Annotated in this window: 13 protein-coding genes; 12 read left to right on the top strand and 1 reads right to left on the bottom strand. The window is 40.6% G+C overall.

What is annotated here, in order from left to right; translation table 11 throughout:
• Positions 1-15 precede the first annotated feature (15 nt).
• The 9 genes from AC1DRQ_RS02975 to AC1DRQ_RS02935 all read left to right on the top strand — a co-directional run bounded on the left by AC1DRQ_RS02975 (position 16) and on the right by AC1DRQ_RS02935 (position 15,512).
• On the top strand, positions 16-1,341 hold the full coding sequence (locus AC1DRQ_RS02975; protein WP_477422130.1) for an SGNH/GDSL hydrolase family protein: 1,326 nt from the start codon (positions 16-18) through the stop codon (positions 1,339-1,341).
• Positions 1,342-1,565: 224 nt separating this feature from the next.
• Positions 1,566-2,144, top strand: coding sequence for an RNA polymerase sigma factor (locus AC1DRQ_RS02970; RefSeq protein ID WP_477422129.1), 579 nt, complete (start codon positions 1,566-1,568; stop codon positions 2,142-2,144).
• A 184-nt stretch (positions 2,145-2,328) separates the two neighbouring features.
• The gene (locus AC1DRQ_RS02965; protein ID WP_429397819.1) at positions 2,329-2,790 is read left to right on the top strand and encodes a nuclear transport factor 2 family protein; all 462 of its coding nucleotides are present in this window, start codon (positions 2,329-2,331) and stop codon (positions 2,788-2,790) included.
• A gap of 141 nt (positions 2,791-2,931) precedes the next feature.
• On the top strand, positions 2,932-4,146 hold the full coding sequence (locus tag AC1DRQ_RS02960; RefSeq protein ID WP_477422128.1) for a FecR family protein: 1,215 nt from the start codon (positions 2,932-2,934) through the stop codon (positions 4,144-4,146).
• Positions 4,147-4,363: 217 nt separating this feature from the next.
• Complete coding sequence (locus tag AC1DRQ_RS02955; protein ID WP_477422127.1) at positions 4,364-7,909, top strand: TonB-dependent receptor; 3,546 nt, start codon at positions 4,364-4,366, stop codon at positions 7,907-7,909.
• 15 nt (positions 7,910-7,924) lie between these two features.
• Complete coding sequence (locus AC1DRQ_RS02950; protein WP_477422126.1) at positions 7,925-9,784, top strand: RagB/SusD family nutrient uptake outer membrane protein; 1,860 nt, start codon at positions 7,925-7,927, stop codon at positions 9,782-9,784.
• Between the two features lie 33 nt (positions 9,785-9,817).
• Entirely contained in the window at positions 9,818-12,682 is a 2,865-nt protein-coding gene (locus AC1DRQ_RS02945) for a SusC/RagA family TonB-linked outer membrane protein (RefSeq protein ID WP_477422125.1), read from the top strand.
• 27 nt (positions 12,683-12,709) lie between these two features.
• Entirely contained in the window at positions 12,710-14,398 is a 1,689-nt protein-coding gene (locus tag AC1DRQ_RS02940; protein WP_477422124.1) for a RagB/SusD family nutrient uptake outer membrane protein, read from the top strand.
• 76 nt (positions 14,399-14,474) lie between these two features.
• Complete coding sequence (locus tag AC1DRQ_RS02935) at positions 14,475-15,512, top strand: DUF1735 domain-containing protein (protein WP_477422123.1); 1,038 nt, start codon at positions 14,475-14,477, stop codon at positions 15,510-15,512.
• 139 nt (positions 15,513-15,651) lie between these two features.
• Here the strand turns inward: AC1DRQ_RS02935 and AC1DRQ_RS02930 are convergent, their stop codons facing one another.
• A complete protein-coding gene (locus AC1DRQ_RS02930; RefSeq protein ID WP_477422122.1) occupies positions 15,652-16,200 on the bottom strand; it encodes an RNA polymerase sigma factor in 549 nt (182 codons plus the stop codon).
• Between the two features lie 205 nt (positions 16,201-16,405).
• Here AC1DRQ_RS02930 and AC1DRQ_RS02925 point away from each other — a divergent pair, with 205 nt between their 5' ends.
• The 3 genes from AC1DRQ_RS02925 (at position 16,406) to AC1DRQ_RS02915 (ending at position 22,624) form a co-directional block, all read left to right on the top strand.
• Complete coding sequence (locus AC1DRQ_RS02925; protein ID WP_477422121.1) at positions 16,406-17,554, top strand: FecR family protein; 1,149 nt, start codon at positions 16,406-16,408, stop codon at positions 17,552-17,554.
• A gap of 215 nt (positions 17,555-17,769) precedes the next feature.
• Complete coding sequence (locus AC1DRQ_RS02920; RefSeq protein WP_477422120.1) at positions 17,770-21,075, top strand: TonB-dependent receptor; 3,306 nt, start codon at positions 17,770-17,772, stop codon at positions 21,073-21,075.
• Between the two features lie 28 nt (positions 21,076-21,103).
• Positions 21,104-22,624, top strand: coding sequence for a RagB/SusD family nutrient uptake outer membrane protein (locus tag AC1DRQ_RS02915; protein ID WP_477422119.1), 1,521 nt, complete (start codon positions 21,104-21,106; stop codon positions 22,622-22,624).
• Positions 22,625-22,739: the final 115 nt, after the last annotated feature.

The raw sequence follows: 22,739 nt of genomic DNA, 5'->3' as shown, positions 1-22,739 counted from the left end.
TTAACACTTAATTAGATGAAAACTTTCAGATCATATCTCCATATATTTTTAGTTACGGGTTTATTGGGCTTTGCTGCCTGTAAAACCAGTATCAATACACCAACTCCATCGCGCGGAACGGCAGATTTTTCAAGATACATTGCTGTGGGTAATTCCCTTACCGCGGGTTATGCTGATGGTGGCCTGTACCGCGACGGACAATTAAACTCTTACCCCAGCATTATTGCCAAACAAATGCAAAGCGCGGGCGGTGGCACGTTTACACAGCCTTTATTTAATACCGATCAGGCTAACGGCTCAGGGTATTTAAAATTAGCCGGTTTTAACGCTGATGGTACACCCAAAACAGAACAGGTTACAACTAATTTGGCTATACGCGGGCAATTAACGGTTCCTGGTTTTGGCAACGTAATTCTATATACAAAATATAGCGGCGATTTAAACAATTATGGTGTACCGGGCATTAAATTACAGCACATAACCTATGCGCCTTATGGTAATTTAAACGGCTTTTTTGAAAGATTGCTCCCAGGCAGCGCCCCTGCAAATACTACTACTTATCTTGATTTTGTTACGGCAAAGCCATTCACCTTTTTTACCGACTGGCTGGGTAACAATGATGCCTTATTATATGCTACAAGCGGCGGCGCAGGTGATGTACTTACAGATAAAGGTTTATTTTCACAATTGTACAACCTATCTATAAGCAAGCTGACTGCAGCCGGTCAAAAAGGAGCTGTGGCAACTATCCCGGATGTTACGGCTGTGCCTTATTTTAACACCATAACTATTCATGCTATTTTGGCAGGAGTACAAAAAGCTAATCCAACTGTAAAAGCCCTTTATGTAAACGCACTCGTATCGGCTGGTACATATGCCCCAAGAGTAGCAACCGCTAAGGATCTGGTGATACTTACCTTTAGCACAGCGTTAATAGGATCGCCGGTAACCACACCGGTTGGAACTTTGCCATATGGTTTAACACCATATACGCCTATTGAAAATAAATATGTGCTTGATGAAAACGAAGTTGCACTTGCCCAGGATTATGTTACATCGTATAACACCACTATTAAAGCAGCAGCGGCATCCAAGGGACTGGCTGTTTTTGATGCCTATACTTTTTTAAATGATATTAAGGCTCACGGCTTGGCCGTTAACGGTGTAAATGTAAGTTCCAACTACATCAGCGGGGGGCTATTTTCATTGGATGGGGTGCATTTAACACCACGCGGTTATGCTATAGTAGCTAATGAGTTTATAAAGGCTATTAATGGCCGATATGGCTCATCGATTCCGTTGGCTGATATTTCCAGCTATAACGGAGTTAAGTTCCCTTAAAAAATTCTGATGACTGATCTTATATTTCGAATTTACAACGGCCCGTTAATTAACCGGGCCGTTGTTTTTACCAATGCGATCTGTTTTTAAGCATAAGCATATAAAAGGGTAAAATTTTACTATTAGTAGTGTTAATGTAGGGGGGCTAAAATCAACAATGGAACGTAAAATTGGAATTTACTCTCTATATTTAGAAACCAATTAATTATAAACTGAAGAGTAAAGTGCATAAGAATATTAACAGCAATCATATTCAAGAATTGATTGCAGGCAATGAGTCTGCGTTCGATATTATCTATGAAACGTATTGTGATAAAGTTTACAGGCTGGCATTCAGGTTTTTAAAAGATAGAGAACAGAGTGAAGAAATTGTGCAGGAGTGTTTTATAAATCTTTGGATGAGCCGGCAAAAGCTGAACCCGGAGGGGAATATATGGTTGTATCTGTATGTTATTGCCAAAAGGTTATCCCTAAATACATTAAGGCAAATTTGCCAATCAAGAGAACTTACAGGAAAGTTAATTAACTATATCGCAACCGTACATAATAATACGGAAGAAGATGTATTGGTGCATGATCTGGAACAATTTACAGAAAAGATCATTAACCAGCTTCCAAAGCAGCAGCAACTGATCTTTAGGTTAAGCCGTATTGAGCACCTGTCGCATAAAGAAATAGCAGATCAATTGCAAATTTCGCCTAATACTGTAAAAAATCACATGGTTGAAGCACTCAAAACTTTGAAATCTCACCTGCAATATTCTGATCTTATCTTCTTTTTAGCCTTATTTTTCCGGACCTGATCTTTTTTTGATAAGGCGGTTTTCCCATTTTTAATGAAGACTTAAACTATTAACACTTTTTAACTTTTTATGATAATAACCAGATAATAACTATTTATAGATTTGAGTAATCCGATCATAAAATTTACTGCGTTAATTCTTCCTTTAAATTATCAATTACCAGAACCATAAGAAGATAAACCCAATGAAAAAGAAATTAATATTGCTTGGTTGTATGTTTTTTTTAGGTACAACTGTCTTTGCACAAAGCCAGAAATCGATGCTGTACAGCAGGGACCCCAAACTGGCTAAAAACAAAAGAATCGTGTACGATTTTTGGCGTTCGGTGCTGGAGGGCGGCCATTTGGAACTTGCCCCGCAATATATGCTGGAAACTTATATCCAGCACAATCCTAACGTGCCGACAGGCAGACAAGGCTTTATTGATTTCTTTTCAAAATTTGCAAAGGCCCGGCCTATTGTTGATACTATTCAAGGCCCTCTGATCGCTATCGTTGCAGAGGGAGACCGGGTAGTACTTAGTTTTAAAGCAGTGCATCGCGACCCAAAGGACCCGGCAAAAAACTACACAACAACCTCGTTTGAAATGCTCCGTATTGAAAACGGAAAGGTTGCAGAGCATTGGGATTCGGCGCTTAAGGAATAATTTGAACTACCGGCTCATGACCTTAAAATAACCTTGTTTTCCGGATTTGATTTTTTTTTCATTTACAACTAGTCCTATCGGTTAATCTGTGTGTTCTATACACACCAACCCCCTCCAGGGGGATATTATAAACCAAAGGACATGAACAAAGATAAACTTAAGCGTTTATTACATCAGTATTTTAACAATACCATAAGCGATACTGATTGTATTGAGCTGCTTGACTATCTGGGTAATCATGATCCTGAGCAAATAGCCGATATTATTGACGAGCAGATGCTGATGCTTGATAAAGGGCCAAAATTTAACAGTTTGCGGGCTAATAAAGTGCTGGAGCATATTAAAGCCGACCCAAGGTTTGTCAATAAGCCTATTGAGCAAATTAATCACAAAAAATCAATAGTTAAATTATACAACAATTGGATAAGGGTTGCGGCTCTTATTATTTTTTTTAGTGGTATTGGCTTCTATTTTTTACTTAATAGGTATAATCATATAGCCAACCAAAATAACAAAGCCGTGGTTCGGTCTTCAAAAATTTTATCCGGCAGTAATAAAGCAACGTTGACACTGGCTAACGGAAAAGTTATTTTATTGGATAGCATGGCCGATGGAATGCTTACAAAATCAGGCAGAACCGTGGTAAACAAAGCTCATAAAGGCGAACTTGTTTACAACACTTTGGCTGATAGTATAAGTCCTGAAGCTAACGCTGTTGTGTATAATACATTATCCACACCAAGGGGTGGTCAGTATCAGTTAAAACTTCCGGATGGCACCAGAGTTTGGTTAAACTCATCATCTTCCATAAGTTATCCTGTAGAATTTACTGGTAACGAAAGGCGTATAAAGCTTGCCGGCGAAGCTTATTTTGAAGTTGCTAAGAATAAGGAAAAACCATTTTATGTAAGTATCAATAATAAGGCGCAGGTTAAAGTTTTGGGTACTCATTTTAATATAGCAGCCTACAATGATGATGACGAACTTACTACCACTTTATTAGAAGGTGCTGTCCAGATGAGCAAAAACAACAAGCAGTGCTTATTAAAACCAGGGCAGCAGGCTGTGGTAAGCAACCGTACGGATGTTATTGCAGTTTCAGAAGCCAACGTTAGCCAGGCTATAGCCTGGAAAAATGGATATTTTGTATTTAATGATGAGAGTATTGTTACGATTATGAAAAAAGTATCGCGCTGGTATGATGCGGATATCGAATATCAGGGCAATTTTGAAAACCAGCGTTTTGGCGGCACATTTTACAGGTCTAAAAGCATTAACGAATTATTGCATCATCTTGAAAAGATAGGAAGAGTTCACTTTAAAATTACAGGAAGGAGGATCACAGTTATGGAATAGTTTTACACTCCCATTTCTCTATTCAATTATCTGTGAAGTAAACCAGGAGCGTTTCGGACCGCCCCTGGTATTAGCCATAGTATGACTATGTCAGATAATGAAATTAATTGCAGCGAATAAAACCACTTATTAATAAACTGACATTCAAATGTATAAAAATTTTACTGCATTTACTTGCGGCAAACAACGTGGGCGCCTATATAAACCAGTGCTTATCATGAAACTAACCCTTATTTTGCTAACGGCAACCTTTTTACAGGTAACGGCGGCAACTTATGCACAAAAGGTTACATTAAAAGTCGAAAAAGGTAATTTAAAGGAAGTATTTGAGCAAATACAAAATCAAACAGGTTATGATTTTTTGTATAATTCAGATGACCTGAAAATTGCCAGACCGGTAAACCTCGACCTTAAAAATGTTACCTTAAAACAAGCATTGGACATATGTTTTAAAAATCAGTTATTAACCTATGTAATTGAGGATAAAACCATACTCATTAGTAAAAAGGCAATAAGCCCTGACAATAAATTAAACATCCCCAAAAAAATCATCGGGAAAGTTACAGACAGTAAAGGCTTGCCCTTGCCCGGAGTAACCATCAAAGAAAAAGGCACAAAGGCCGCTGTAATAACCGACAATAACGGGTATTACGTTATCAATGTTGCTGATGATAATGCCACACTTGTTTTTTCCTTTATTGGGTTTGTTACCAAAGAGGTTCAACTCAATGGCAAGGCAGAATTAAATGTATTTCTTGAAGATAGTTCACAAGGACTCAACGAGGTTATTGTAGTTGGTTATGGTACCCAGAAGAAAGAAACGGTTACCGGGGCCATATCAACCATTGGTACAAGTGAACTGGTACAATCTCCAGTGGCCAATTTAAGTAATGCCCTGGCAGGTCGTTTATCTGGTTTAACGGCTATCCAAAATTCAGGAAAGCCGGGCGATGATAATTCAACCCTGTACGTAAGGGGTGTTGGAACTTATACCGGCGTAACCGCTCCCTTAATTATGGTTGATGGAGTAGCCAGGGACAGCTATAATGATATTGACCCCAATGAAGTTGCATCCATAAGTATCCTGAAAGATGCATCAGCCACAGYGGTATATGGGGTTCGTGGTGCCAACGGTGTAATCCTGATCACTACTAAACGTGGTAAAGAAGGAGCCCCAAAGGTTAGCGCGACAGCCCAAACAGCAATATCACAGTTTTCGAGCATGCCCGACTTTGTTAACTCCTATCAGTATGCCTCGTTATTAAATGAGCAGAGTTATGAAAACTATTGGATACAACATGCTAAAGATGCTGATATTAATACCTGGGCTGATTTTGCTCAAAAACGCGACGCGAACTGGGTAAAGGAGGCTACTATTTATTACTCTCCCCAGGATCTGAAATACTATCAAAACGCGCGCACGCCTTTAGTTAATGGTAAAGCTAATCCTTATTATGATCCTTACGGTCACCCTGACCAGGATTGGAAAAAACAGATCTTTAATAAGTTTGCCCCGCAAACCCAATATAACGCCAATATTACCGGCGGTACAGAATCAGTTAAATATTTTGTTTCCTTAGGTTACTTAAGCCAGGGCGGTTTATTTAATACTGATTACATGCCGTTTGGCGACGACATGCAATTCAAAAAGAAACGCTATAACCTGCGTGGAAACCTTGATTTTGATGTGAACAAGAATTTCAGGGTATCGGTTGATATTGCTACGCAGTATGTAACCATAACCGGTATGGATAACGATGGCTATACCTGGGAAAAACGTATACTATGGTCTTCGCCGTTGGGCTCTCCGGGTATAATAAATGGTAAATTCGTGGTACCCTTTAGCAATCAGAATGATCAGCTGAATCCATTATATGCCATAGCCAATAGTAATAATTATAATATTAATACTAATAGTACTTTAAACTCTTCCATCAGGTTAACACATAAGCTTGATTTTATTACCGAAGGTTTATCGGTAAACGCCAGAGGAGCTTATGACAGCTATTTCCAGGATCGCTCATACGGAAAATATACACCGTTACTGTATGGCGTAAGGCCAAACCCTAACGGAGATCTTTTAAATCCTATCCTGGTTCAGATAACCAATGATGTGGCGCCGTCGCGGTCAACTGATTATTATACCGAAAAATGGCGTAAGGTATATGGTGAGTTCTCTATAAATTACAATCATACCTTTGCCAAAAAACATGTTGTTACCGGCCTTATTCTGGCCAATGCCGAGAAAAGATATGATCCTACCTATGTACCCGATCTTCCTCATGCTTATGAGGGCGCGGCAGGCAGGGTAACCTATGGTTATGATAACCGGTATTTAGCCGAATATGACATGGGTTATAACGGATCTGAAAACTTTCCAGAAGGTAAAAGGTTTGGCTTTCTGCCGGCTTATTCATTAGGCTGGATAGCCAGTAATGAGTCGTTCTTCCCTAAAAATGATTATGTAACCTACTTTAAAGTTAGAGGGAGTTTAGGTAAAGTAGGAAACGATGGTATATACATCCCGGGCAGTAATCCTCCAAAGCTTGCCCGTTATTTATATTTACCTGATACCTGGCAATACGGACAAGGTTACAATAACGGTGGGGGATACACCTTTGGTACGCTGAATGACCGTAACACCATAAAGGGAGCATATGAAAATGTGTTAGGAAACCCTGATGTAACCTGGGAAACCGCTACCAAATCAAACATAGGTTTAGAGGCCCATTTTTTTAATGAGCACCTATCTGTTACCTATGATCATTATAACGAGCATCGTAAAAATATTCTTTCGTACAAAGGAAGTGTCCCTGGTATTGTGCAGGCTACCCTGCCTCCTTACAATCTTGGCGAAGTTAGAAACTGGGGTAATGAGATCGAAATTAGCTACAACAGTACGCCTGGCAAATTTACCTGGTGGGTAAAAGGAAATGCATCAACCAATAAAAACAAAATTATTTTTAAAGATGAGGCCATTGCTCCCGGCTTAGAGTATCAGGCAGCTACCGGGCGCCCCATTAATCAGGGGGCGTATTTGCAGGCTAACGGGCTTTACACCTCCTGGTCGCAGTTGTATGCTATGGACGCTAACGGAAACCCTGTTTTATCCAGCCCGGTAAGAGCATTGGATAAAAGCGGAAAACCATATGTAAATGCTTCAGGAGCCCCTGTTTATCAAAAAGATCTGGGTTATTCGGGAGCACCGCTACAACCAGGCGAAGTACGTTTAGTTGACGTTAATGGCGACGGTATCATCAACGAGAAAGATTATGTAAGAACCGGAAAAACTGATCTGCCAGAACTTAGCTATGGTTTTTCATTTGGCTTTAACTTCAAAGGGTTTGACTTTTCTGTTTTACTACAAGGCGTTAGCGGGGTTGCTAAGTACGCTATGCAGGAGCTCCACTTTAACAAACAGCAGTCGCTTTTTGATGTAGATGAGAACCGCTTTACCCAGGAGCGCTATGATAACGGAGAAAGGATAGATTTCCCGATCGCCGCATATAACCAGGCTGCTGCTTATAATACCTTCTTTCTTAAAAGTACAGCTTATGTACGGTTAAAAAATGCTGAAATAGGTTATACGCTTAAACCAAGCTTTTTAAAGAAAGTAGGGATCAAATCTGCCCGTTTTTATGTGAACGGATATAACCTGTATACATGGTCGCCTAATAAGATCTGGGGCGATCCTGAGAATTTGGGTTATATCGGTTATCCGCTTACCCGCACTTATAACGTGGGCGTAAATGTTAATTTTTAATCAATTAATAGCGAAATGATGAAAAGAACAAATATAATCATACTGCTTTTTATGTGTGTCATGGGCGGTATACTTTCAACAAGCTGTAAAAAGAGTTTTCTTGAAAAGCCTAAAGGAGGGTCTGTAACCGTTGATACTATTTTTGATACTAAGAACCAGGCCCAATATGCTGTGGCGCAAATGTATATGCTATGTATCAGGGGGTATTTTCCTGAAACTTATGATGGCTGCCGGCCCGAAGCAATTACAGACCAGCTTTATATTATACACCCGGCCTATGACTGGGCTTCAAATACCATCGGTACCGGCTCATACATAACCGGTAACATGAGCGCGGATGCAAATTGCGATTATGGTTTTGGGGCCGATAACGGAGCCGGATTTTACTGGCACTATAAAGGTATCAGGCAGGCTAACCTGGTATTAAAAAATATAAATCAGGTAGCTGACGCCGATAATAGCTGGAAAACCGATGTAAAAGGGCAGGCTTTATTTTGCAGGGCCATGCAGCATTATGAACTATTCAGGTATTATGGAGGTGTTCCTATTGTAAATGCGCCTTTGGATGGAACCGGTAAAATAAATATACCACGTAGCTCTGTACAATCGGTAGTTGATAGTGTTGTTAAATGGTGCGATCTGGCTGCAACTATGTTGCCCGCCACACGCCCAAGTTCAGATTATGGCCGAATTACAAAATTAGCCGCCTTAGCTTTAAAAGCCAGGATATTATTATATGCTGCAAGTCCGCTGTATAATACGCCGGGTAATATGAAATCTGACGTTGCAGGAGCCCGCTTTGGCGATAGCCGCGATACAGTATTGGCTTATACCAACTATGATCCTGAACGCTGGAACAAAGCTGCCAAAGCCGCGAAAGATGTAATAGATAACGCAGGCGGAGCAGGAGTATCACTCTACAACACCGGAAAACCTGAAACCACAGGCGAAACTTATGCAACCCTGGGCGATTATGAGTCGGTATGGAATGTATTTGCCAACCCGGAATTGATATTGGTTAACACATCAAACCAGGTACCGGGAGCGGGTGGCGGTTGGGGAGATGGCTCGGCATGGGGGCAGTACCTATCATCAAAGCTGCGGTTGGCGCAATGGGGGGTAAAAAATAATGTACCCATTGAGTTTATGCAGCAATATGAAAAAAAGGACGGTACCAAATGGACCTTGCCTGCTACGGGAAGCGACTTGCCGGTAGATATTAAAGCGCTTAATCTCGATCCGCGGTTTTATCAAACCATTGCTTATGATGGTATGTACTACAGCAGCCAACGGGGTACTTTGGCGTACTATAAAAAAGGTGATTACAGTACCGATGGTAATTTGGCCAGCAGCGACGCGGGTGTTGATGGCTATGCCGCAGAAACTTACAAGTTTGTTGCCCGGGTTGATAACATGACCGATAATCATTTTGCCTGGCCCGTATTTCGCCTTGCCGAGTTTTATTTGGATTATGCCGAAGCGATCAATGAATTTCAGGGCCCGGGTGGTGATGCCACCAACTATCTTAACCTGATCAGGAAAAGAGCCGGAATGCCCGAAAAGCACCCTGCCGATGCTAATTCATTCAGGGAGGCCGTACAAAACGAGCGTACCATTGAATTTGCCTATGAAGGGCAAAGGTATAATGACCTCAACCGCTGGTTAAAAGCCAAAACTGTGTTAAATACAACTTTACACGGTATTCAAACCACCGCCAGAAATGTTGGCGGCCAATTAAAACGGACCTGGCAGGTAGTGCCATTTGTTACCAGGATATTCCCTGCAAAATACTATTACGTTCCGTTCCCGAGCACCGAAATAAGTTTGAGGTATTTGGGTACTAAGAATTGGGATGGGCAAAACCCAGGATGGTAATCAGCTTTACACATTAATAATTAATGAGAAAAAATGAAAAAAGAATATATAACCCTTTTTGCGTGGATTTTTTCGTTCTGTAGTTTCTCTGTCGCTAATGCGCAAACTACGAATGTTACTTCAGCAGATTCCATTAAAACAGGCAATATCAATACTAATGGTATGGTTGATGGTGGATTGCGAACTGAAAAATCCTGGAGAAATACGGGGGCTGTCTTTACACTTTCGGGTGAGGATTTAACACGTATGACGTCGGGAAATTTATTAAATACATTGCAGGGCCGCATTCCCGGTTTAACCGTAGTAACCGGTTCGGGCGAGCCCGGATACGATAACCCTACACTCTACATGAGGGGGCAAAGCAGTTGGAACATAGCAGGGAACCAGGTACTGATATACCTGGATGGTTTTCAGGTTGATCTGGGAGCCATAAGCGGTCTTTCGGCGTATGAAATAGAATCAGTAACACTGCTAAAAGATGCAGCTGCCTTGGCGGTATATGGCTTACAGGGCGGTGCTGGTGTATTAAGCATCAGAACAAAGCGGGGCGAGGTTATGCCAAAAACCCAAATAACCGTTAACGGAAAATATGGGATACTAAGCGCTATTGATTTGCCTAAGCTGATGGATGCTTACGGTTATACAACAGCTTATAACCAGGCATTGCAAAATGATGGCCTGCCTATCAAGTACCCTAATCCCGAGTTATATAAAGCAGCAAATGATCCGTTTCACCCCAACGTAAACTGGTATGATGAGCTGCTTAAAAAAACTTCGACTATTCAGGATTATAACTTCTCCTTTCGCGGCGGAAACAAGACTGCTAAGTATTTCGTGTTAATGAACTACACTAACTTTGAAGGTTTATATAAAAACGCTGATATAATTGATAAGGATTTTGGTACAAATGCCAAATACACCAAATTAAACCTTAGGGCCAATATTGAACTGCAATTGAATAAAAACCTGGCAGTGGTGGCCAATATCAGCGGCATAACGGAGGATAGAAACACCCCTTCGGGCTTTGCCGCATTTGATGTATTTAATGCCCTGCTGGAAATTCCGGCCGCGGCCTTTCCTGTAAAAAACCCTAATGGTACCTGGGGCAATAGTTCTATTTACGGCCCTAATGGTTATAATCCGGTGCAGCTTTTACAACAAAATGGAGTATATAGCTCGCATACCAGAACACTGCAAACAAACTTTGGCTTTACACAAAAGTTAGATGCCTTAACAAAAGGATTAGACTTAAGAGGTGCAGTATCATTTAGTAACCAGTATGTAGGTACTTATCAAAAGCTTTTCTCTGTGCTTTCTTATGAGATATCGAAGGACGCTAATGATATGCCCGTGCGTGACGCAAGCGGGAATGTTGTTTACAAAACAATAGGTAGTATCAGTCAGTCGAACCCTGATGGTGGTGGCGCGCTCTGGAACAGGACCGCGGTACAAGTTGGGTTTGATTATGATCGCAGCTTCGGCAAGCATACTTTTACCGGTATGGTAATGGCGCGCAGGCAAGGTTACAGCCACAACGGCATAACTTACGCAGTTCGTACACAAGGCCTTTCGGGTGATGTTACCTATGATTATGATAAAAAATATATTATTGATCTGACTGCCGCGTATAACGGCTCTGCTGATTTTTCGCCTGGACATCGGTATGGTTTTTTCCCGGCAGCGGGATTAGGATGGATAGCTTCCCAGGAAGATTTCCTTAAAGATAATTCAGTGATCAGCTTCCTGAAAGTAAGAGCATCATATGGTACTACCGGCAATATTAACGAAGCTTACCGTTTTTTATATCAGCAATTTGCCATAAGCGCCCCCGGATGGATAACAGGAACTGCTAATACAACCCAACCAGGCAGAACCGAAGGGCGAATTACCAACCCGGATGCCGCCTGGGAAAAGAAAACCACTTTGAATGTTGGCATTGACCTCAAACTATGGAAAAAGCTTTCGGCAACTGTAGATGTATTTAGCGAAAAACGTACCGGTATCCTGGAGATCCCATCAGCTGATGTGCCCGATTATACAGGGTTCTCTTTACAATATGCAAACACCGGAGAAGTAAGTAATAAAGGATTTGAAGCCTCACTTAATTTTAAAGACAAGATCAATTCTTTTGAATACTATTTTGGAGGTTCAGCAGCTTTTGCCCGTAATAAAATTACAAAAAGATCAGAAAGCCCCGAACCTTATAATTATTTGTATACACAAGGTTACCAGCTTGGCCAAATGCGGGGACTGGTTTACAAAGGGTTTTATCAGCAATCAGATTTTGATGCCAATGGTAATTTAAAAGCGGGAGTAGTATCATCATCATATACCAATGTTAAGCCCGGCGATTTAAAATTTGCCGATCAGGATGGCAATGGCATTATTAATGGTTATGATAAAGTACCGTTAAACTATGCTAAACTGCCCCAAATTACTTTAGGGTTTAACTTAGGTTTTAAATTTAAAGGGTTTGATTTTGATGCCTATCTGGAAGGTGTACTGCACCGCACCGTGAGCCTGCTCGATGATGCTTATTATTATACCCATCCATTTGTAAACAACAATAACATCACTGCATTTTCGGCCAACAGCTGGACACCACAAACGGCAGGTACGGCTACTACTCCGCGTCTTTCTACACAAAGCAACGCTAATAATGACCAGGCTTCTGACTTTTGGATGCGTAATGGCGATTTCTTAAAGCTGCGCAGTGTTGAACTGGGCTATACTTTGCCTCAAAAAGGATTTTTAAAGAAGCTTGATGCCATCAGGATCTTTGTAAATGGAACCAACCTGTTTACCTGGGACAAAATTGACGACCTGGAGGCCGAACGACTTTCAATGGGATATCCATTAATGAAAGCTGTAAGTTTTGGATTGAAAGTTAAATTGTAGTAATAAACCATTTGTAATTACAAGGAAATGAAAAAAAATCGATATATAACAACATTGATAGTTCTGGGTACGCTGCTTTACTCCTGTAAACGTGATTACCTGGACGTGCAAACTTTACAAGCTGGTGTTACTGTTGACAAGCTTTACAGCAACTATACCTATGTGCAGCAGCAGGTTTGGAATACCTACAGCTATCTTCCAAACGGATTCAACTATCTTGATATGGAGGCTGCTACGGATAATGCGGAAGTTACCTATGCGCTTGACAAATCGCAAACCTTTAACAACGGAACATGGAATCAGTATAATAACCCTGATAGTGCATGGGCCACTAATTTTGCCGGGATAAGGCAGGCAAATCTTTACCTGAAAAATAAGGATAGGGTTGATATTTCATATATCAAGGATAAGATCACCTCGTCAGACTCAACAACCTATTTTAACGCCCGCGACAATGTGAAGTTTATGCAGGGCGAAACGCTCTTTTTAAAGGCATTCTTTTACTTTGAACTGGTTAAACGGTATGGTGGAGTACCCATTTTTGAAGAGCCGCTTGACTACAATGACCCTAACACCTGGAAAACTGTACAAAGAAAAACATTAGATGAATGTTTAAAGTATATAGTTTCGTTGTGTGATAAAGCCGCTGCTATAATCCCTGCAAGTCTTACGCCTTACACCTGGTATGACGCGGGCAGGGTTACACAAGGCGCCATAAGGGCTTTAAAGGCAAAAACTCTATTGTACGGAGCAAGCCCGCTTTATAAGGATAATGGCTCTACAGTAACCTGGGCCCAGGCCGCGGCTGCTTTAAATGATGTAATTGCTTTGCACTTATATTCTCTGGATGCTAATTATTCAAATTTATTTGGAGCTAATAATACTACATCGCCTGAGTTTATTTTCTATCGTCGTTATGGCGCTGTAAATACCCTGGAGTTTAACAATTTTCCTATTGTATTTCCAAGCAGTTTTGGTAATAGTTATTCACCAACCGAGAATTTGGTAAATAGTTTTGAAGTACTTCAAAAAGATGGGGGTGGTAATATTACAGGATCGGTTCCGTTTGATTGGAACAACCCTGCCCATTCGGCAAACCCTTACCAAAACCGCGATCCGCGTTTTGCAGCTACAGTAGTATATAACGGCGCAACCTTTAAATCAACAGTTATTGAAACATTTACAGGCGGCAACAGCGGCTTGCCAAAACAAAACGCGACTAAAACAGGCTATTACCTGTCAAAATGGGTTAACCAATCTATTGATCTTGTAAATAATACTACGGCGAACCATGCATGGAGTTATTTCAGATACGGCGAAATTCTGCTGGATTATGCCGAAGCCATGTTTAACGCGTATGGTGCTGATGCCGATCCGCAAGGATATGGAATGACAGCTTTGCAAGCTATAAATAAAGTAAGGCTGCGTGTTAAAATGCCGACCCTAACTGCCTTAAATCAGCAGACTATTGAGCATGAGCGCAATGTAGAAATGAGTTTTGAAGATCAGCGTTTTTGGGATGTTCGCCGATGGAAAAAAGGCGGGGTATATTTTAAAACTCCTGTAAACCGTATAAGCATCACCAATACAGGCGGGTCTTATACCTATGGTGTTAAGCAATTGGAAAACAGGGTGTTTGAGGATAGGATGAACTGGTATCCAATTCCACAAAGTGAAATAGCAAAAACTCATTGGGCGCAAAATCCGGGTTGGTAATAATAAATGGATCATCGCACCCGTAAAAGGTGTGATGATCCATCATGATTTAAATTATTAATATAGAAAATATTTTATGAAAATTCATGCATCATCAATATTGAAATTGTCTGCTTGTTTATTGCTGGCAATAGTATCCTGTAAGCAGGAATATCTGGAAGGAGTTAAATCAAGCCCGGCAGTAAAGGTTTATTTACCCCAGTCCGAAAACCCAAATGGGCTTGTAGATGCCCTTGCCGATAATAAGCTGGTGGTAGATAGTATAGCCCATACGGCTAATTTTTCTGTTCCGGTTTACCGGGGTGGCGAATCTGGTTTTGATCCTTTAACCGTAGATGTAAGTGTAGATAATACTGCTATTGCAGGTTTAATAACATCAGGAGCCTTACCGGTTAATACCATAGTTTTAGATCCGGCCGACTATACACTTGCGGCAAAAGATTCGGTTGCTCTTGATAATAACATCATGAAGGGTAACATCATCCCTAAAATAAAGATCGACGCCATGAGTAAATATGGCGGTAAAATAGCTGCTTTAGGTATCAAAATTGCTAATTCATCAAAACAGGAAGTGAATACAAACATGAATAGGCAGATCATTTATTTTGATGTTGATCAGTTACTGGATGCTGTTACTCCTAAAACCAACATGGTCGACAAAGCAAAGTGGCAGGTTTTGAAGATTGCCGCTAATGATAATGTAACCTTTAAAGTTAATGACGATGGAAGCATACTTGCATCAGGTGGTAACGGAGGACATCAGGGCGTTTATCAGCCATTGGTGGTAAGGGCTAATAAACAATATAAAATAGACTTTAATGTGCAGGGACAGGGGGCAACAGATACCTGGTTTGAAGTTTACATAGGTACTTTGGCGCCAACACAGGGTAGTGATTATAGTAATGGCGGTATACGTATGGCCTTAAATACCTGGACCGGTTGCGGAAAAACACCTTTTAACGGCTTATTGTCGGCCGTGAAATGTGCGGGAAGCGGTAATGTTGTTACATTTCCTGCCGCCGGTACTGTATGGCTTGTTATTAAGTCGGGCGGTAGTAACCTGGGCAATGGAGGTATAAAACTTACTAATATTGATTTCAGGAGGGTAAATTAAGGTTATACCAACTAAAGATCTTTAGTTTGAGATGTAGTTGAATAGTATAATTAATACTGTGAAGCGTCCCGGGGTGAGATACGGGGCGCTTTTTAGTGTCAATATTTTTAATCTTTAAGCAGCATTGGTATGCCACAACTCAGGGAAACAAGAGTTGTGTTATCACAAATATTATAATAGCAGTATTCTTTAATAAAGATCTGAGGAATTTAAGCGCATGTGTAATTTGATTCTCTACCGTACGTTTTGATATTCCGAGTTGTTGGGCTATTTCGTCATTGGTTAAATTATCCATGCGGCTTAGTTTAAAAATTTCACGGCAACGCTTGGGCAAATTATTCAATGATGTTTCAACGGAATGCTCTAATTCCAGGTAAGTGATGTTTTCATCGCCCTGATTAATATCCTGGTAATAGGTTGAAAAACGATCATAATCTTCTATATATAAAATAGCAGATGATCTTTTTGCTTTTAATTGTTTATAAACATGATACCTTGCTGCCGATGTGAGGTAGTTTTTAAAGCAGGTAATTTTAAACTCATTCCTTTTTTGCCAGATATTTAAAAATATATCCTGTACAATTTCGGTACAAGCTTCCTTATCCTTTAAATACGAAAAAGCAGTGCCATATATAATGCTCCAATAACGTTCAAAAAGCGTTTCAAAAGCTTTTGTATCGTTAAGCATTATCGCCTCCCACAATTCAGAATCAGAGTATTTATTCAAGAGCATATAATTGGTTAAATAAAATTAGGGATTTTATCTGTAATGAAGTGTAATTGTTACAATTAATATTTTATCCGCGCACCATCAGGAAATTATTTTTTTTATTTTATGTGTGTTGGGGTCACAAAAAGTCTCTACACCTAAACAACCAGATTATATTCTTTCCATGACCCAACAAGATTTTATCGATTTATACGAGAAATATATATCCGGTGATTGTACGCCAGATGAAATAAAGCAGCTGGAAGCATATCGGGATAGCTTTCAGTTGAGGGATTTGCCATGGAGTGCGGAGATGGGTGATAAGCAAGAAGTTAAACAGGAAATATTAAACAAATTAGATACAGGCATTACACCTCCTGGAAAAAAAACCTATAAAAATTATTGGATCGCGGCGGCTGCGGCAATTGCTATCTTCACTATCGGTTTGGTACTGATGCTGGAGCAGAAAGTTCAGCTATCACCAGATAAACTGGTTAAAAACTCATTGTCCACAGGTAAAGGTCCGGTGGTACCTGGCTTTAATAAAGCAATCTTAACACTTTCTGATGGCTCAAGCATTGATCTTAATGACTCAAAAAATGGAACACTCTCCAAACAAGGTGGGGTATCAGTTGGCAAATTAGGGGATGGGAAATTGGTTTATGATATAAATGGAGCTAAAACAAAAAAAGCTGTAGTATTATATAATACTATTACTACACCAAGGGGAGGTCAGTACCAGGTAGTATTATCTGACGGGACAAAAGTATGGCTCAATGCCGCATCCTCATTAAAGTTCCCCGCAATTTTTACCGGTAACGAAAGAAATGTAGAACTCACGGGTGAAGCATATTTTGAAGTGGCAAAAAATAAGGATAAACCTTTTAAGGTTGCTGTTAATAATATGAACATTGAGGTATTGGGAACCCACTTCAATGTAAATGCATATAATGACGAAAATGCTATAAAAACCACTCTTTTAGAAGGGTCGGTAAAATTAAAGACCGGTAATCAGCAGGCATATTTAAAGCCGGGGCAACAAGCTACACTGGGCCAGCAACAAATGTTTAATATTCGCCCGGTTAATACCGAGGATGCAGTAGCATGGAAAAATGGATACTTTGTATTTAACAATGAAAATATCCAAAGTATCATGAAAAAAATTTCGCGCTGGTATGATGTGGAAGTTGTTTATGAGGGAAAAGTTGACGAAAGGGACTTTGGCGGTACAGCATCGCGCTTTGGCAGTGTTACAGAAGTATTAAAATTATTGGAGTTAACAGGTACAGTTCACTTTAAAATGGAAGGAAGGAGGATCACGGTAATGCCATAAACTTACTTATATATAATTATAAAATAAGTTACCGTAAAAACCAGGAGCGATTGCAGCGCTCCCGGTTAATCAATCTGCTTTGTTAAGCAGTTAAAAGGGTAACGATCAATTGCTTCTACAACCAATTTTAATTAAACCTTTTTCAAATGTATAAAGATAATATTGCATTTCCATGCAGGAGGATTTCCTGTGTGTCAATTAAAATACTTAGGGTGATGAAACTTGTGTTAATTTTATTAATTACCACTATTATGCAGGTGAATGCCACCTCGAATGCCCAAACCGTAAGCTTAAATTTAAAAAACGCTTCGCTAAAAGAAGTTATTGAAGAATTAAGACAACAAACGGGCTACCATTTTCTGTATAAAACGCAGATGCTTAATGAAACTAAGCAGGTTAACCTTTCGGTAAGTAATGAACCGTTTTTAGAGGTTCTTGAAAAATGCTTTGCCGGTCAACCCATAACCTATACCGTTGTGCAAAACACGGTTGTTTTAAGGCGAAAGACCCTGGCAGATAACAGCCCGAAACAAGCAGTGAAAGTTACTGGTAAAGTAACTGATGAAAGGGGGCAGCCCCTGCCGGGTGTAAGCGTAAAGGTAAAGGGCACAAATAATGGTATAATTACCGATGGTGGTGGCAAATACACCTTAACCGTTGATAATGCCAGCGGGGTTCTGGAATTTACTTTTTTAGGATTTACCAAGCAGGAAGTTGCCATTAATGGCCGTGCCGAAATTAACGTTGTTTTAAAGGAAGCTCAAACTGCTTTAAATGAAGTAGTTGTTATTGGCTACGGAACTGTTAAGCGGTCTGACCTTACAGGTGCTACCGCTTCGGTTAAAGGCTCTGATATAAAGGCTCAGGGTGTAAGCGATATTACAAGATCATTACAGGGTAAAATGCCGGGAGTTACTATAGAGTCTGCCGGTGGCGATCCGGGAGCCGGAACCCGGATTATGATCCGGGGGGTTGGTACATTAGGAAATGGAGCTCCGTTATATATTGTTGATGGTGTGCCAACGGCCAGTATCAACAACCTGAACCAGGTTGATATTGAATCTATTGATGTATTAAAAGACGCCTCTGCCGCGGCCATATACGGTTCAAGGGCGGCAAACGGTGTGGTATTGGTTACCACTAAAGCCGGCAAAAATGGTGCACCTGTAGTACAGTTTACTGCAAATTACGGTAAGCAAAAAATAGCTAAGGAGGTTGACGTTTTAAATGCACAGGAATGGGCAAATGTTAGTAATGCGGCTCATGATAATGCGGGCTTACCAAGGCTTGATATTGCCAAAAATCCACAAACGTTAGGCGTCGGTACCGATTGGCAGGATGCCATATACAGAACAGCCCCTGTTCAACAGTATAATATGCTCGTAAGTGGTGGCAGCGAATCAACCAAATACAGTGTTTCAGGTGGTTATAATGATCAGCAGGGAATTGTGGATGTAACCGGTTATAAACGTTATAATTTACGCGTTAAAACAGAAACTACTAAAGGACGCCTGAAATTTGGCGAAACAGTATTACTGTCAAGAGAAAAATTTATCACCATGCCGGGTGGCTGGGGTGGTCAGGGTGGTAACCCGGTGGGCTCGGCTGCAAAAATGATCCCGGTATTTCAAATTTATGATCCCACAGCTGTAGGTGGTTTTGCCGGGGCCTATGGCCCTGTGGTTAATGTTGCCAACCCGGTAGCTCAGCTCAATCTGGAAAACATCAACCGAGAGTTTACCAGTATTATAACTAATGCATACGCACAGGTGAACCTTTTGCCCGGTTTAAATTATAAATTGAACCTTGGTTATACTAATGGTTTTACCAGTAATTATGATTATGCTAAAAGATATGCAGTAGGTACCCTGTTCTCACATCCAACCAATGATATTAGTTTGAGCAAGGGCCAAAATGTAATGGTGCTGTTAGAAAATACCCTGAACTATGATAAGCATATTGGCAAACATAGTATACAGGCATTGGCAGGTTATGCTTATCAAAGCACAACTGATAATTATACCGCAGCAGGCAGAACAGACCTGCCTGATGGCATTGACCAGATAGATGCCGGTGCCGGCATATCTACCAGCGGTGGTAACAAGAAGGTAAACAATTTGGTATCGATATTTGGAAGGGCTATTTATTCATATGATAACCGATATCTGTTAACTGCTACTTTCAGGCATGATGGCTCGTCAAGGTTTGGTAGCGCACACCGTTATGGCGATTATCCTTCTATTGCATTGGGATGGAATATTTCAAATGAGCGTTTTTTTGAGTCTTTAAAAAATACACTTTCAACTTTAAAATTAAGGGCAAGTTATGGTGTGCTGGGTAACCAGGAAATAGATAATTATCAGTACAGTGCTGCCATAGCATCAAATATAAATTATGTTATTGGTGCCGATCAGCAAAAATGGTTCGGGGCAATTCAAACAGCTTTAGCCAATCCTGACATTAAATGGGAAAGTACCAAAACTTCAAATGTTGGTTTAGATATAGGTTTTTTACAAGATAAACTGAATATAACAGCCGATTATTTTATTAAAAAAACCACCGATCTTTTGTTAAACGTCCCTATACCCGGCTCTGTTGGATCAGTATCATATCCTGTGGTAAACGCCGGAGATCTGCGTAATAAAGGCATTGAGGTTGGTGTTAATTTTAATGATCGTATAGGCAAATTAAACTATGGCATTTTTGGTACAATAAGCGCTGTGAAAAATAAAGTAATAGCACTTGGTACAGGCACACAGCAAATTTTTGGAGGGCAGCCTACCCACCATGGTGCTTCAAGCACCCTAACCGAGGCTGGTGGTTCCATAGGTTCTTTTTACCTGATAAAGGATATTGGCATATTTAATTCGCAAGCCGAAATTGATGCCTATTCTAAAAACGGCAAACTGATACAGCCAAATGCCGCGCCTGGTGATGTTAAATTCCAGGACACCAATAATGACGGACAGATAAACGATAATGATAAAGTTAACTCGGGCAGCCCATTCCCTAACTTTGAGTATGGTTTTGGTATAAATGCCTCCATGTATAACTTTGATATCAACATGTTCTTTCAGGGATCACAAGGTAATAAGATCTACAATGGTTTAAGGCAGGATCTGGAAAGTACAAACCTGGATTTTAACTATGCCCAATCCATGCTCAATGCCTGGACACCAACCAATCATTCCGACGTGCCAAGAGTAGTTACCAATGATCCAAACTTTAATAACCGCACATCAACTCGTTTTCTGGAAAGTGGCTCTTATTTAAGGATGAAGACATTGCAAATTGGATATACTTTAAACAATGCATTAGCAAAAAGGATAAAAATAACCTCGCTGCGCGTTTATGCAAGCGCCGATAATCTGTTTACTATAACAAACTATACTGGCTTTAACCCTGATTTGGGCAGGGCTGGGACTAATCCATTGAACATACTTGACCGTGGCGTTGATTTTGGGCATGTGGCTTACCCACTGGCCCGAACCATCTCTCTTGGTCTTCAATTAACCTTATAATTAACAGAGCGCTATTAAAATTTAAATTATGAAAAATTTAATAATCATATTTTGTATAGCTGCTATGGTTTGCAGCTGTAAAAAAAGCACATTAGAACTTCAAAATCCCAATCAGATAACTACAGCAACTTTCTGGAAAACCGAAACCGATGTGCAAAGCGCCTTTGCTGCTACTTATGGCTTACTGAGGGATGTAAACGGCGGTTTTTATGGCGTAAGAGGTATTGAGCTGGGTAATGGTCGTGGTGATGACTTTTTTATCAGGAATGATGTTGCCGACTTATACAAACTGTCGACATTTACCAATACAGCCGATAATGGGCCTGCCAATGACTTGTGGAACACATCGTACCGGGCTATTTTCAGGGCAAATCAAATATTGACCAATATTGATAAGGTTACTACTTTAGATGCAAACGCTAAAAAGGCTTATATAGCCGAAGCAAAGTTTTTACGCGGCCTAAACTATTTTATCCTGGCCATAAACTTTGGCGATGCGCCCTTAATTCTAACTGTTCCGGCAAATACCGAGCAATATTTTACAGCCAAATCTCCCGAAGCCGATATCTGGAAGCAGGTAATTATAGATTTTACCGCGGCTGGCGCCGATCTGCCGGCTTCTTACCCATCCCAATGGATAGGCAGGGCAACCAAAGGCGCTGCACTGGCATATCTTGGCAAAGCCTACGTTTACACCAAAGCCTGGGCCAACGCTGAAACTGCTCTGAAACAGGTAACAACCATGTCATACCAGTTGATGCCTGATTATGGTGATAATTTTGTCGCCGCTAAAAAGAACAACCAGGAATCTGTTTTTGAAATTCAGCTGGCAGATGTTGGCGGAACCAATCCGTGGGCAGGTGAAAACGCGAATCAGGCTTTAGGAGTTACTACAGCGCAAGAGTTTGCACCATCTGAAGTAAGCGGATGGTTTGAGGTGAGCCCTACAGATAAACTTTTTAACGAGTTTAAGAAGGAAAAAACAACCGCCAATGATTTTGATCCAAGGATGTATGCTACCTTAATTTGGGATTACCCCGGAGCTACTTTTTACAGGAAACCGTTTAGCAGTTTTGCACTGGTGTTTGGTTACCATTCCATGTTCAAAAAATATCAGAATTACGACCAGGTTAACGAGCTCACAGGATCAAGCGGTGCATCTAATTATGCCTCAAGCAATAATGAAAGGGCCTTACGCTATGCGGATGTGCTATTACTGCTGGCCGAGTCTTTAACCATGCAGGGAAAAGTGCAGGACGCATATCCTTACGTAAAACAAATAAGGGACAGGGCAAAACTTGCCAACCTGCCCGGTGGCTATAGCCCTGACCAGATGATGGCCGAGATTATGCACCAGCGGATGATTGAATTTGCCCGTGAAAACCAACGCTTTTATGATCTGAAACGCTGGGGTAAACTGGCACAGGAGATCGCCAATAGTGATAAAATAGGTAAGCAATTTTTTGTGGCCGGCAAGTATGATTATTTCCCGATCCCGCAAAATGAGATCAACAGTAACCCACAAATGAAACAAAATTCCAATTGGTAAAAGCCTGAATTGCTTTTCATTTTTATGATCTGATTGCTGTTGTTTTACGAACAGCAATCAGATCATCCTGTTAATTTAACCGGTTGGCTAATATCTGTAAGCACTTAAACAGATC

The sequence above is a fragment of the Mucilaginibacter sp. P4_E8 genome, assembly GCF_056401495.1.
This window is presented reverse-complemented; position numbering and strand designations above follow the sequence as displayed.

Coding starts and splice junctions, on each gene's coding strand:
- AC1DRQ_RS02975 (WP_477422130.1), top strand. CDS start 16: ATGAAAACTTTCAGATCATATCTCCATATATTTTTAGTTACGGGTTTA.
- AC1DRQ_RS02965 (WP_429397819.1), top strand. CDS start 2,329: ATGAAAAAGAAATTAATATTGCTTGGTTGTATGTTTTTTTTAGGTACA.
- AC1DRQ_RS02960 (WP_477422128.1), top strand. CDS start 2,932: ATGAACAAAGATAAACTTAAGCGTTTATTACATCAGTATTTTAACAAT.
- AC1DRQ_RS02950 (WP_477422126.1), top strand. CDS start 7,925: ATGATGAAAAGAACAAATATAATCATACTGCTTTTTATGTGTGTCATG.
- AC1DRQ_RS02945 (WP_477422125.1), top strand. CDS start 9,818: ATGAAAAAAGAATATATAACCCTTTTTGCGTGGATTTTTTCGTTCTGT.
- AC1DRQ_RS02940 (WP_477422124.1), top strand. CDS start 12,710: ATGAAAAAAAATCGATATATAACAACATTGATAGTTCTGGGTACGCTG.
- AC1DRQ_RS02935 (WP_477422123.1), top strand. CDS start 14,475: ATGAAAATTCATGCATCATCAATATTGAAATTGTCTGCTTGTTTATTG.
- AC1DRQ_RS02930 (WP_477422122.1), bottom strand. CDS start 16,200: ATGCTTAACGATACAAAAGCTTTTGAAACGCTTTTTGAACGTTATTGG.
- AC1DRQ_RS02925 (WP_477422121.1), top strand. CDS start 16,406: ATGACCCAACAAGATTTTATCGATTTATACGAGAAATATATATCCGGT.
- AC1DRQ_RS02920 (WP_477422120.1), top strand. CDS start 17,770: ATGAAACTTGTGTTAATTTTATTAATTACCACTATTATGCAGGTGAAT.
- AC1DRQ_RS02915 (WP_477422119.1), top strand. CDS start 21,104: ATGAAAAATTTAATAATCATATTTTGTATAGCTGCTATGGTTTGCAGC.